The organism is Calditrichota bacterium, assembly GCA_016867835.1.
Taxonomy (GTDB): domain Bacteria; phylum Electryoneota; class AABM5-125-24; order Hatepunaeales; family Hatepunaeaceae; genus VGIQ01.
In genome coordinates this window covers 1-13,619 of record VGIQ01000079.1, presented here as the reverse complement: position 1 = coordinate 13,619, position 13,619 = coordinate 1, and the positions used below count along the sequence as shown (strand labels likewise).

Annotated in this window: 6 protein-coding genes; 4 read left to right on the top strand and 2 right to left on the bottom strand. The window is 60.8% G+C overall.

All coding sequences use genetic code 11. The features are described 5' to 3' along the window. Positions 1–151 precede the first annotated feature (151 nt). A complete protein-coding gene (gene murQ, locus FJY67_08600) occupies positions 152–1,069 on the bottom strand; it encodes an N-acetylmuramic acid 6-phosphate etherase (protein ID MBM3329513.1) in 918 nt (305 codons plus the stop codon). Between the two features lie 138 nt (positions 1,070–1,207). Between murQ and FJY67_08595 the strand changes: the two genes are divergently transcribed. The 4 genes from FJY67_08595 to FJY67_08580 all read left to right on the top strand — a co-directional run bounded on the left by FJY67_08595 (position 1,208) and on the right by FJY67_08580 (position 7,768). Continuing rightward, positions 1,208–2,212 (top strand): MoxR family ATPase, encoded by a 1,005-nt coding sequence (locus FJY67_08595; GenBank protein ID MBM3329512.1) that lies wholly within the window; start codon positions 1,208–1,210, stop codon positions 2,210–2,212. Between the two features lie 164 nt (positions 2,213–2,376). Next, positions 2,377–3,270, top strand: a complete 894-nt coding sequence (locus FJY67_08590) for a DUF58 domain-containing protein (protein ID MBM3329511.1) — start codon at positions 2,377–2,379, stop codon at positions 3,268–3,270. 425 nt (positions 3,271–3,695) lie between these two features. After that, the gene (locus tag FJY67_08585) at positions 3,696–6,170 is read left to right on the top strand and encodes a fibronectin type III domain-containing protein (protein ID MBM3329510.1); all 2,475 of its coding nucleotides are present in this window, start codon (positions 3,696–3,698) and stop codon (positions 6,168–6,170) included. A 77-nt stretch (positions 6,171–6,247) separates the two neighbouring features. Continuing rightward, positions 6,248–7,768, top strand: a complete 1,521-nt coding sequence (locus FJY67_08580; protein MBM3329509.1) for an acetyl-CoA carboxylase biotin carboxylase subunit — start codon at positions 6,248–6,250, stop codon at positions 7,766–7,768. Positions 7,769–7,852: 84 nt separating this feature from the next. Here FJY67_08580 and FJY67_08575 read toward each other — a convergent pair whose 3' ends face one another. Beyond that, positions 7,853–13,246 (bottom strand): T9SS type A sorting domain-containing protein, encoded by a 5,394-nt coding sequence (locus FJY67_08575; GenBank protein ID MBM3329508.1) that lies wholly within the window; start codon positions 13,244–13,246, stop codon positions 7,853–7,855. Positions 13,247–13,619: the final 373 nt, after the last annotated feature.

Sequence of the window (13,619 nt, the reverse complement as noted above, 5' to 3'; positions counted from 1 at the left end):
CTCGCGCGAGTGCTGAAGTCCGCAAGCGGGCAGTGCAGGTAAGGATAAGATAAGCAGCAACGTGTCGATTTGCAAGAAGATACGAGGAAATGCAAAAGTCGTTGGTGCCGGACCGGACAGGCCGGGACAAATCCCGCCCTCCAGAAAGAATTCACTCATCCAGCACATCGCCGAGACGCCCGCCCGCTTGCCGAAGCATTTCCCGGGCTGGATCGCGTTCCTTTCCCAGCCGCGCCATAACGACCGCCGTCTTAACCTCCCCCCCGGCACGTTCCAGGAGTGCGAACGCCTCGCCCCGATCCAGTCCGGTCAGCAATGTGACGATCCGCGCCGCGCGGTCGCGCAGTTTGGCATTCGTCGCGCGCAGGTCAACCATCAGGTTCTGATAGACCCGCCCGGTGCGGATCATCAGCGTCGTCGAGATGGTGTTGAGGGTCATCTTGGTCGCGGTTCCGGCTTTCATCCGGGTCGAACCGGTCAGCACTTCGGGGCCGGTCGGCAGCAGGATCAAATGGTCGCAGACTGCCGGAACAGGTATCGGGGACGAGACCAGCAGCCCGGTAAGTAGTCCGGAGGCGAGTTCCCTTCCGATGATGAGCGCGCCGAGGACATAGGGCGTTGTGCCGCCGGCGGCGATGCCGAGGAGCGTGTCGTCCGCCGTCAGATTGAGCGCCTCGAGCGCTTCCCGGGCGCCGTTGGGGTCGTCTTCCGCGCCTTCCGAAGAGCGCCGTAGCGCCGCGTCGCCCCCGGCGATGATTCCGACGATCCGGCCCGGCTCAACCTGAAAGGTCGGCGGCGCTTCGGAGGCGTCGAGCACCCCGAGCCGTCCCGACGTCCCGGCGCCGATGTAGATGAGTCTCCCACCCCGGGCAAACCGCGGCTCTATGGCTTCGATGAAAGCCGTCACAGCATCGCGGGCGCTCGCGAGCGCCTCGAGAACCGCATGCTCTTCGTCCTGAATTCTCTGGACACACTCGGCTACCGAGAGGCGGTGAAGGTCCATCGTGCGGGGGTTGCGCTGCTCGGTCAGGAGCGCAGCCCGGTCGGGCGGAAGGAGGCTATCCGGCATAGTCAGAAGTTAAAGCGCATTTTATCGAACCGAACGACGATTCCGGCGTTATATTGTAAGATTGTTCCCTGAATGCTGCCTCGGATCGAGTCCGGGGTCATCAGCATTAGGAGCCTTTAGTCATCAACATTTACATCCTTGACCAACCCTTCCCTCTCCGACGTTGAAGCCGTCGCCCAACTGAAGACGGCTCGCGACCGCATCGCGGCTGAACTGGCCAAAGTGATCGTCGGCCAGAACCGCGTCATCGACGAACTCCTGATCGCGCTGCTGTCACGCGGGCACTGTCTTCTGGTCGGCGTTCCCGGACTTGCCAAGACGCTGCTGGTCAACACCCTTGCCAGTGTGTTCGACCTGAAGTTCAACCGCATCCAGTTCACCCCCGATCTGATGCCGTCCGATATCACCGGAACCGAGATCATCGAGGATGACGTTTCGACCGGGCGCAAGGCGTTTCGGTTCGTGCGTGGCCCGATCTTTACCCAGACCCTGCTGGCCGATGAAATCAACCGGACGCCGCCCAAGACCCAGGCTGCGCTCCTGCAGGCGATGCAGGAGCATGCCGTAACCGCCGCCGGGCAGACCTATCCGCTCGAAGAGCCGTTCTTTGTCCTGGCAACGCAGAACCCGATCGAGCAGGAGGGCACCTATCCCCTTCCGGAGGCGCAACTCGACCGATTCATGTTCAATATAATGCTCGATTATCCGGCGCGCGACGAAGAGATCGAGATTGTGCGGACGACGACCTCGCTCTATGAGCCGTCCCCGGAACGGGTGCTCACCGGGGCCGAGATCGTTGAACTGCAGCGATTGGCGCGGCGGGTGCCGGTCTCGGACTACGTGGTCGAGTATGCCGTCGATCTGGTGCGCCGGACAAGGCCTTCGCACGACGCGGCGGACTACATCCGGCAATGGGTCACATGGGGCGCCGGACCGCGGGCGTCGCAGTATCTGATCATAGGAGCCAAAACCCGGGCCATACTCGACGGCCGGCCAACGCCCGACGTCGAAGATGTCCGGTTTGCGGCCCGGCCGGTATTAAGGCACCGCTTGGTCTGCTCATTCAATGCAGCGGCCGAGGGCGTGACCAGCCTCGATGTGATCGAGCGGCTGCTTGGTGAAGCAGACGGGAAGGGAAGGTAATGACTGATGATCAACATTAAGGGGTGCAGACTATTCTTGTCACGTCCCCCCGCTCCGCGGGGGGACTGCAGGAGGGCTTCAGGGGTGATGCTTTGCCCCCCTTACATCCTCCCCGCCAAGCGGGGGGGGAGAGTTGAAGAACTTTCTGCACTGATAAGTAACTGATGCCTTCGTCGCTGCTTGATCCGACGGCGCTGAACCGCCTCGCCAACCTGCAACTACGGGCCCGGGCGGTGGTCGAAGGCTTTCTGACCGGACTGCACCAAAGCCCTTACCACGGCTTCTCGGTCGAGTTTGCGCAACACCGGCCTTATATGCCCGGCGACAGTCTGCGCCACCTCGACTATAAGGTGCTCGGGCGGACGGGGCGCTACTATATCAAGCAGTTCGAGGAGGAGACCAATCTGAAGGCCTACCTCCTCGTCGATCACTCCGGTTCGATGGGATTTGGCTCGGGCGACGGCGCGCCGTCAAAACTGAATTACGGTTCCTGCGTCGCAGCGGCACTTGCGCTGTTGCTGCTGAAGCAGCGTGACGCGGTCGGGCTGGTCTCGTTCGGCGAGACGGTCGATGCGATCCTGCCGCCCCGTTCGGCACAAGGTTATCTCGAACCGCTCGCAGTGCACCTCGAACACCTCCGGCCGACCGGCGCGACCAACGTCGCCGGAGCGCTCTTCCAGATCGCCGAGCGCGTCAAACGTCGCGGGCTGGTGGTGCTGATATCAGATTTGCTCTCCGATCCGGGACCGACGCTCGCTGCAATGAAGGCCATCCGTCACGTCGGGCACGAATTGATCGTCTTTCAGATCCTGCACCCTCGGGAAATGGACTTTGGCTTCCCTCGCGACGCCCGGTTCAAGGATCTGGAGTCAGGCGACCTTCTCCCAACCCGCCCGTGGCACATCCGGGAAGCCTATCGGCACGAGATGGAACAGTTTCTCAGCCGCTACCGGGAAGAGTGCCGGGCGGCTCGGATCGACTATCACCTCTTCACCACCGAAACACCTTACGATGTGGCGCTGTTCGAGTTCCTCGCGCGGCGTCGAAGAATGCATTAGGCTTTGCTAAGGGGCGGGATGAATCCCGCCCTTCAAGTATAAGAACGGGAACGGCTGCCACAGACGTGGCAGCCGCTGATCCGCACCTCCCCGGCAAAGGACAACGCGCAATGATAGTTATGCTCGTCGAGCCTTTGCTTCGCAGGGTGCGAGGGGGGGGTTACCGGCCGGGTTCGATCGGCGCACCTTAACGTCGCCTGCCCTTAACCTGCGGCCGTCCCTCTGGCGATGATAATCTATGGCTCATTATGAGCCTGCACTGTGTGCCCTGTCAATTTTCAATGTGACGTAAATCTCTCCTACTACTTGCTTGACAATGGTGGCTTAAGTTATATTGTTATGTTGGATATCGGGGCGTCGGTAAATGACCTAAACCGACGACAACTGATCAGCACCATCTTCCTCAATCGCCGGAGACGCCTGGAATGAGCCTCCCCAACCGCATATCGATCGTCCTTTCGTGGGCATTACTGCTTCTTGTCGCCGGCTGCAGCAGCGACAAGAAAGACACGACCGGGCCGGCCATTACCCCGCCCGGCAATCTCACCGCTGCGGCTCTGTCGCACAGTTCGATCCGCCTCACCTGGAGCGACAACTCGGCCACCGAATCGGGTTTCCGGCTCGAGCGGGCGCCCGGCGCCGGCGACAACTGGGCGCTCGTCGTCGAGACCCAGTCCGACGTTCAAGCCTACACTGACACCGGCCTGACTGAAGCGACCGCCTACCGCTATCGCGTCAAAGCCTTTGCGCCTCGCTCAGGCTCGGACTGGAGCGCCGTTGCGACCGCCGCCACCATGCTTATCGCGCCAACCGGCGCTGCCGCATCCCAGCGCGCGGGCACCGAAATCAACCTCACCTGGAGCGACAATTCTGCCGCCGAGACCGCCTACGATGTCGAGCGGCGCCGGATCGGGGCGGGCACTTTCGCGCCGCTGGTTACCCTTGGCGCCGGAGCAACTACCCTGCAGGACACCGGACTGGCGCAAAACGCAACCTACGGGTATCGTATCCGGGCACGCAAGGACAGCCTCACGTCCGCCTGGTCGACTGAAGCGCGAGCGACGACGCGGGTCTGGACGCCGCTGGCTCCGGGCAATCTGCAGGCGACGGCGACGAGCCAGTTCGCCGCTTCCCTCAACTGGTCTGACAACGCCGCCAACGAATTTGGCTTCGTCGCCGAACAATCGCTTCAGGAAGCGACCGGCTGGCAGATCGTCGATTCCGTCGGCGTCGATAATTTCAGCGCCAACATCAGCGGGCTCTCGTCGCGAACGACCTATTTCTTCCGCATCTATGCCTATAACGACTCCGGTCGTTCGCCCTATTCCAATATCGCCACCTGCACCACACCGTCGGGGCCGCCTCCGGCGCCCTCAAACCTGACCGGTCGGGCGCCCAACTATCACGCCGCGATCCTCGAATGGCAGGACAACTCGGACGAAGAGACGGGGCACGAACTGGAGCGCAAGATCGGCACCTCGCAGCGCTGGGACCGGCTGGCGCAACTCGGCGCCAATGCCGTCGGCTATATCGACTCGGCAGTTACTCCTCAGACCAGTTACACCTACCGGGTGCGGGCGCTAAACGCCGACGGGTTCTCGGCATATTCCAACGAAGTCCGGGTTTCTATCCCGAATCCCGCGCCTCCGGCACCATCGGGCCTGGAAGCGACAGCGGCTGCCGATCGGCGCATCGAGGTCCGCTGGAATGACAACTCGCCCGATGAACTGGGGTTCAAACTGGAACGTCGTCCCGGCTTATCCGGCAATTTCATCGAGATCGCCGACCTCGGCGCAAACGTAACCACCTTCAGTGATGTCAACGTGACGCCGGTCTCGATCTATTCCTACCGCGTCAAGGCATATAACCGGATCGCCGACCGATACTGGTATTCGGAACTCTCGAACGTCGATTCGGCATTGACTCCCGACGGCGTCCCGAATGCGCCCGCGAACCTCGAAGCGCGCGGGGTTTCGATCAGCAGCATCCGCCTCGACTGGAACGACAACTCGAGCAACGAGCAAAGTTTCATGGTCGAGCGGCGGCTCGCCGGCGACGCCGATTTCAACCTGATTGCCATCGTCAACGGCAGCGCGCGGCTCACCGGCACCTACATCGACACCGGACTGACCCACACCACGACCTATCAGTATCGGGTCGGGGCCAGCAACGGCATCGGCGATTCGGAATTCAGCAACATTGCCGAAGGTTCGACGACCAACCCGGTGCTGCTCCACGAGACCTTCGACAACTACGAAGTCGGTCGCCCACCGCCCCGGGGGGGCAATCCCGCTTGGACTGATACTGTCCGGGGCACCTCTTGGGTGAGAGTGACAGACCAGATTTCAACGCCCGCCGGTGGGCGCTCTGTCCAATTCCATGATCCTGATGTCGGCGCCAACATGGCCATTCTGATCTTTAATGGCCCGTCGATGAGCTCAGGCAAGATCTCATTCAACCTCCGCATACCGTCAATTGGCTGGTATGACGTCCAACTCGCCAATGGAAGCAATGTCATCACAATGCAACTTCGATTCGATGCAAGTGGGGTGATGTATGCACGCCATGGCTCTTCGTTTGTAAGTTGTGGAAACTACCCGCTTAATCAGTGGTTTCTTATCGAATTCTCGTTCAACTTCTCCACGAAGAAGTATACTGTCTATAGAGATGGCGACATCGTCGCTGATACCATCAGCGTCCAGAACAACAACCTCGTCGAAACACGTAACATCTGGTTCGTCGCTTTCATCGATCAGGCAATTCAAGATGTCTATCTTGATGATTTTAACCTGGATTTAAGGCAGATATCAAGATCATCAAGTGACTTCATCCCACCTCGGCCACGAGCATCGCCGGGTGAAAGTTTCATTAAGGCTGGCGAATTCGAGTTCTCCGAATAGGGATCATCCCGAACTCTGCGTGCGATTTTGGGACTGCCGGACAGTAGTCCGTCGTTCCAATACTTGCGAGCATCTAAGTGATCGCCAAGATCCTGATCGCCAACCGCGGTGAGATTGCCGTCCGGGTGATCCGCGCCTGCCGGGAACTCGGCATCTGCAGCGTCGCGGTCTATTCCGAAGTTGACCGGCGGGCGCTCCACGTCCGGATGGCGGATGAAGCCGTCCCTATCGGCCCGGCGCCGGCCCGGGATAGTTACCTGCGCGGAGAGCGCATCATCGAAGCGGCCAAGGAGCGCAGCGCCGATGCCGTTCACCCCGGGTACGGGTTCCTCTCGGAGAACGCTGAGTTTGCCCGCGCAGTCGTCGAAGCGGGCCTTATCTGGATCGGCCCGCCACCTGAGGCGATCGCCGCGATGGGCTCGAAGACCGAAGCGCGACGAATTATGATGGAGGCCGGTGTCCCGGTCGTCCCGGGCGACCGAAGCAGACTCGAATCCATTGAAGAGGCCCTCGCTTCGGCCCGGAGAATCGGCTATCCGGTGCTGATCAAGGCGGCTTACGGGGGTGGCGGCAAGGGGATGCGGATCGTCAAGAGAGAGGAGGAACTCCCCGCGGCTTACGAAGCAGCCGGCCGGGAAGCCGGCAGCGCCTTCGGCCATCCCGACGTCTATCTCGAACGCTACATTCCGGCTCCCCGGCACATCGAAGTCCAGATCTTCGCCGACCATCACGGCAATGTCGTCCACCTCTACGAACGCGAATGCTCGATCCAGCGGCGGCACCAGAAGGTGATTGAGGAGTCGCCTTCGCCGGTTCTCATCGCAGAGCCTGGCTTGCGGGAGCGGATGACGATAGCGGCTGTCGCCGCCGCAACGGCCTGCGGCTACATCGGAGCCGGGACGGTCGAATTCCTCTTTGATCCCGCCTCGGGTGAGTTTTACTTCCTCGAAATGAACACCCGCCTGCAGGTCGAGCATCCGGTAACGGAACTCGTGACCGGCCTCGACCTGGTCCACTTGCAAATCGCTGTCGCCTCCGGCGAACCGCTCCCGTTCAAGCAGGAAGACGTCTCCCAGACCGGCCACGCTATCGAGTGCCGTATCTCTGCGGAGGATCCCTCCGCCGGATTTTTGCCGGATACCGGTCGAATCGTGCACCTTAGGGAACCTGTCGGGCCGGGAGTGCGGGTTGATTCGGGAGTCTCCCAGGGCGACGAGATCGGCCTCTACTACGATCCACTCATGGCCAAGTTGATCGTCTGGGGTGCTGACCGGAAGAGGGCCATTGCGAGGCTGGGGCGAGCGCTCGCCGAATACCGGATCGCCGGCGTCGGGACGACGATCCCGTTTGCGCTATGGTTGACCGGGAATGAGGAGTTTCAAAGTGGAATCTACGATACCGGCTTCATAGGGCGGGAGTATCGGCCGAAGGAGATGCGGCGGGAGGATGATGATAGGATCGTCGAGGCGGCAGCCATTGTCGCGGCTCTGCAGGTGCCGGCAAACGGCGACGCCGTTCATCCGGGAGTGCCGTCACAGGACGGCAGGATGCCGGTCAGCAACTGGAAACGCGCCGGAAGACTGGAGTCAAGAGGATAGAGTGAAAAGTGAAGAGAGAACAGTTATGATGATGCGGTAGTCCACTTGACACTTGATACTTGACACTTGATACTTGAAACACCTTCACCGCACCACCACCACCTTGCGCCGCACTACAGACTCACCGGCTCGAAGTTGAAGAAAGTATAACCCTCCCGGAAGCCCTTCCGCGTCGATAGTCAGATAATGCTTCCCCGCTCCCCACTCGCCTTGCCCAAGACGCACCACCTGGCGTCCCCTCATATCGTAAAGTAACAGCGTTGCAACAGACGGACGTTCGAGCGAGAAGGCGACCGTCGCGCGGGCATTGAAGGGATTGGGGTAGGGCGCTTCAAGGGCGAAACGGCCCGGCTGCAAAAGGTCGTCTGCCACTCGATCAGGCCTAAGATGGAAGCGGAAATGGCGAATCGAGGGTGTCGTGTCCTGCCCACCGATCGCTTCAACCCACCAAAAAATCGGAGCCGTGAAGAGGTTGCCCAGCCCGAGGGTGTCGATCCCGAGTGTCAAAGTCGTGTCGCGCGTCTCACCTATGAACTCGGCCCCGCCTGACGCGATTCGAAACAGGTATCGAAGCGTATCGGCAGGATCCGGATCGCGCGAGGCTCGCCAGGCGAACATCACCTCCGGCGGAGGAGGCGGATCGCCGATGCGCGGTGGCGCGGTGAGGGTGTCGCCGTCGGGCGGCTCGAGCAGCGAAAACCCCCGCGGCCGGCGGTCCGGCATGACTCGAACCTCAATCGGAACAACACTCTCCCCGCCCCAGGCGTTATGCTTCAGGTCGATCTCGCATGCGAACTCGCCTTCCGGAAGATCGTTCGCATCCAGGCTGAAGGTCAGGTTCGTCTCGGCGCCGGCGGAAAGTTCGCCTTCAACGGGATCCACAGCGATCCAATCACCGATAGGTGCCGCTTGCAAGACTTCGATCCGGTCGCCTCCATTGACACTCGATACCTCGACCATCGAGACGATCACCCAACTAAAGGGATCCCACTCCCGTGTGATGAACATCCCGCCCGGCACCGTTGCGGCGCGCGATGGCACCGGTCCGAGCCGAATCTGATCCCCGGCCGGATTGGACTTATAGACCTCAAGTTGAAAGAGGACGGCGCTATGGAATATGTAGAACGGGAAGTCGTCGGGGTCATCAGCAAAATAGGCTGCGCCGTAGATTCTTAGGTCGCGCCGAGGAATCTGCCAGCCAAGAGAGCGGCCTTCCCGGTCATAGGCCGAGAGCGCCTGCGTCCGGTTTCCCAGCCAAAGGCAGTTTCGGTCGCTGTCCCAAATGACAATGCTGTTGGGGTTCCAAGGCCCTTCGATGGTGCGCATCAGTTCGCCATCGGGAGTAAAGCCATAGACGTGCCGGTCACCAATCGATCCCGCACCTCCCCATATCCATTCCCCGTCCCAGGTCAGGTTCTTCATACCTTCCAGCGAATTGCCCGGCTGCTGGAACGACGACACATATACGCCTTCCCGGTTGAGGATGTAGATCTGATTGGGGCGGTTGCCCGCCATTCCAGATACATAGAAGTGGTCGTTGATGAAGAGGACGCCGCCAAGGTCGTTGTCTTCCAAAATGACTGCTGCGCTTATGGAGTCGCGCACCGTGAGCGCAGCCGCGTCGGAGTCGCCGGGGTAGTCGATCGAAGACCGCCACCAGAGCGGCCCGGTGCCCTCATTGCGCAAGGTCAGGGAATAGTCCCGGATCTGTCCCTGATTCAGTTCGACCTCAAGACGCTCCGGCGAAAGATGGACCACCGGGTTCAAGAGGCTGAAATTGCATTCGAGTGAATCGTCTTCAGGAACTTCCAGTTCCGTCATAGTGCTGTCGTTGAAACCCTCGGCGGTGCAGGTGAGGGTGAATTCCTGTGCCGCGATGGCCTGGTTAACAAACCAGTAGCCGTCAGCGTCGCTAATGGCGGATTGGTTGAAACTGGTCCGAAGGATGGCATTTTCGATCCCTTCACCACTGGCGCGGGACGTTACTCGTCCGTAGAGCACCGCCTCCCGAATCCGCAGCATTGTGGTGAAGTAGAGCGCGCGTCGATTCTGGAGCGGCACCCCGCCGCGAGCCTGACGGTTGTTCCAGGAATAATTGAGGCCCGGTCCGCCGTCGGGGGGAGAAATGCCGACCGATGCAAATGGAGTCTCAAATTGACCGTTGCCGGCGACGTTCTGGATCGCCTTGTATTGAAAGAGGATCGGCTGATCCACGGTATGCCCCCACCAGACCTCAACATCATACAGGATCACCTGAAACGAGAGATCGCTGTTACCTTCCAGGTGTCGGACCCGCGACCATTCGATGATGAAGCGGCCTTGATCCTCATCGTAATAGGTGTAGATTCGTCCGTTCCCAAGCGTCAGGTTGTCCCAAAAGGGCGCGACCATTCCCGGGGCGCCGCCGATGGCGCGGTCGAGCGGCCAATTGGTGCCGCCGGTTGCGCGAGGATGCTCGCCCATAACGATGAAACCGTTGGTGCTGACGGTGATCTGGTCGAAAGACTGGCCATAGAATCGGGTGCTGAAAGGTAGATCGACTAACCGCGCTTCGCCAATGTCGATATTGCCCTGGAAGTTGACCGCTGTGCCGCGGGCATTGAAGTTCTGTTCACGGGGGTCGATCTCGAAGAAAGCATACCCCGGACGCTGCTCCCATTCCTGATCGGTGTCGTCGAAGCAGACATAGCCGTAAGCGTCGGGCCCGACCGGCGCTCCGGCTTCCGGGCGGACGACCGCGAGTTCAAACCAGGCGGTGTCGGTTATTCCCGACTCGGAGGCGAGGTCAAGGCGCATACCGCACTTTGCCTCAGCCGGGACGAACCGGCTGCCGGCTACCAATGCCCGCTCGCCATCAGGTCTCACCACCTCGCCCGGCTCCGCTGCCGGGTATCGCACTTCGCCGGAGACGACTTCGACCGGCTGACCAAGACTCACCAGTTGACCAATCATTGGAGGCGATGCGGCCGATCCGATATTGGCCAGTTCGATGGTGAGATAGGTCAGCGTATCGCGAATGGAGGCTCCGCCAACAATGGAGCGAAAGATGAGGTGCGGCGCCCGAGGGACGATCTTCAGCGTCGTCGGCCATTCTTGATCGCCGCTGCGTAGAAAGACCACCAATTCGGGCTTAAGCGCCGGACGGCTGATGCCGTCGGGGGCGGTTATGGCGAGTCGGACATCGACCGCAGCGGCAGCGTCCGACTCGGGATCGATGTCGCCGAACACGATCCGGTCATCCCCAACGATTTCAAGATGCGGCGACCGACTGACCAGGATAGCATCCAAATCTCGTAATGACTCATCCGGGCTCCGGTTGGCGACGGTCAGAGCCAGTCGAAGCGTCTCACCCGGATTCGGCAAGCCGTCGCCATTGCCCTCGAGTTCCTCGACTTCATAGCCGGTCAACTCCGCTCCTGAGTCTGGCGCCTCTATCCAGCACTCTTCGTAAAGTGGCTTGATGCCGGGCCCGGTGCAGGTTACATAGAGCGGCGTTCCGGCGATCAGTTCGAGGCCATCAAAGGTGAATTGTGCCCGGCCATGCTCGTCGGTGCGCGCGAGCAAGGTCTGCATATCGTCATAGGTCGCATAGTCGTTGCTGTTGAATGCGGGTATTCGGCCCGGCATATAGAGCGACACGAGTGCGCCGGAGATTTCCCGCTCGCCGCTCATCACGGTTAAGTCGAGCGACCTGATATCGGGGGAGACGAAGACCGGCAGATCGATTTCGACCTCAATCGGGCGGCCGGTCCAAGCAATAAGCCCCGGATCGCCGTAGAACTGGACATCGGTCTGCATCGTCGAGGCGGGGTAGAGATTGCCCATATAAGCGACCGGCTTGGTTACGCCGATCACCCGCGCCCAGCCGAAGGGGAGGCGGTCGATTAGCAGCGCCCGGGTCATCTCCATCCAGGTGACATTCGCCGAGCGGGTGCTGGAGACGCCGTTGTAGGTGGCTGCAGCGCAGGGTCCGGAGATGTTCTGGACTGTCGGATTGCGCAGCAGCGCCCAGGTGGGACCCTCATGATGCCCGCCCAATTCCATCACTATTGGGAAGACGGTCCGGTTTGCCGGCCGGAGGTCGGCGCCAAAGAGGCGATTCTGCGCCCGGCCCAGCATGACGTTAAGGTGGCTATTCATTTGCTGGACGCAGAAATTGCCAACTTGCGAGCCATCGCGATCGAGGTTTCCGATGTTCTCGTAGAACCGGACGTCCGTCAGCCCGGCGGCCTTTACCATTTCTTCGCCCCAGCGAACCGTCGTCGGGATGCTCACATGCCAGTCGTTAGCCCAGCGCTGCGCATAGACCGCACCTCGCGAGAACCAATCCTCGTTCATCGGAGGATTAGAGGCATAGGCTCGGTGGCGGCGCCAGAAAAGGTCGATCTTTTCCGCCGATCCGGCGCACCAGCGGGCCACACCGACATCGGCATAGCGGTCGTTGTTGCCGCCTTCGAGGAGGCCGTATTCGTAGTCGGCATGCTCGGGCGAGCCGTCGGTCGGTGTGCCGCGGAAGGTCGCGAGCACCGTCTGTGCAGCCGGCCCGGCGGTATAGCGGCTATGATCGCCGACCAGCATCACCAGGTCGAAGGGGTCGGCGCCAGCCCTAAGGAAGGCGTCGTAACGTCCCTGAATGCCGGCCTTGACAGTGGCTGCCGTGAGCGCCGCGTTCTGAGTCAGCCCGAGGATATCGACCCGATAACCTTCCTTGCGCCGCGTCTCGATGAAAGGTCCCACCGACGGCAGCAGAACCGAAGGCAGAACCACGAGATAATGACCCGGCGACGCAGGCAGCGCTCCGGCATCGGGATCATCGCGGCCGACCCGGTCGCCGCCTAAAGCGAAGCCGGCAATCAATTTCCGAAAGATCGCACTGCGGCCGGTGCGTAGGGGAAACTCGATTGGGATTGCTGCGGCGCGATCCGAGGGTGTCAGGTGCACTTCGATCGACTTGCGGAGGAGCACCTCCCCGGTAGTCAGGTCAACCTGCAATGGATAGACAGTGAGCAAACCTAACCGGACGCCGCGCATCACCGAGATGTCGGTGAGAGATGCGACTTCGGGAGGGTAGAGATTCGATGGCGAAATCAGGTGGTCGGGAGGTAGTGTTGCGTCGGGATCGTAGTCTTCGCCGGTGGGAAGCGCAGTGGCATTGCGCCGTTGATAGCCGTCCGCCTGAACGATCAGATCGACCTCACGGTCGGGGGGGAGAATTACGTATCGCGAAACAGCCGGCAGGAGTGGCATTCCGGCATGGGCAAGAGAACCCTCGCCGGGGATCAGAGAGGCGCTGTCGCTGCCGGAGGCAAGGGCCGCCTCAAGCGCCGGAAGGTCAAACCTGAAGGCTATATGCGCGGCGTTTCCCGGTTGCTCGGAACAAGTAACCGTGGTGCCGGGCGGCGCATCGTGTGCGGCGAAGGCAACGCCGCCGAGGAAGGCGAAACAGATACCAGGGAGAAGACGGGGAAGTTGCTTCATCGGAGCACTCCATGGTCAATCTATCTGCGCAGTCGGCACCTGCCTGCCGCTGCCCCAAGTTCATAGATTCATGCCGAAATCCAACGATGCCCTAAGTCCGGTTGCAAGAAACGAGACGGCAGAGGGCTCACACTATCCGGCTAATATAGTCAAGAAACAGAACTTCGTCAAGTCTCTGGAAGAAGTTTGGCAAAAAAAGTTCGTCCCCCCGATATCGCATCGGGGGGACGAACTCTTCAGTCGATACGGCAGATGCCGAATCGGACTACTTCACCAGCATCACCTTGCGGATGGCGCTGAACGAGCCGGCTTCCATCTTCACCAGATAGATGCCCGCCGCCAGATCGCGTCCCTCAATCGCAAGCGTGTGATG

Excerpts from the sequence above, each read along its gene's own strand:
- FJY67_08590 (MBM3329511.1), top strand. The coding sequence starts at position 2,377 with ATGCCTTCGTCGCTGCTTGATCCGACGGCGCTGAACCGCCTCGCCAAC.
- murQ (MBM3329513.1), bottom strand. The coding sequence starts at position 1,069 with ATGCCGGATAGCCTCCTTCCGCCCGACCGGGCTGCGCTCCTGACCGAG.
- FJY67_08585 (MBM3329510.1), top strand. The coding sequence starts at position 3,696 with ATGAGCCTCCCCAACCGCATATCGATCGTCCTTTCGTGGGCATTACTG.
- FJY67_08575 (MBM3329508.1), bottom strand. The coding sequence starts at position 13,246 with ATGAAGCAACTTCCCCGTCTTCTCCCTGGTATCTGTTTCGCCTTCCTC.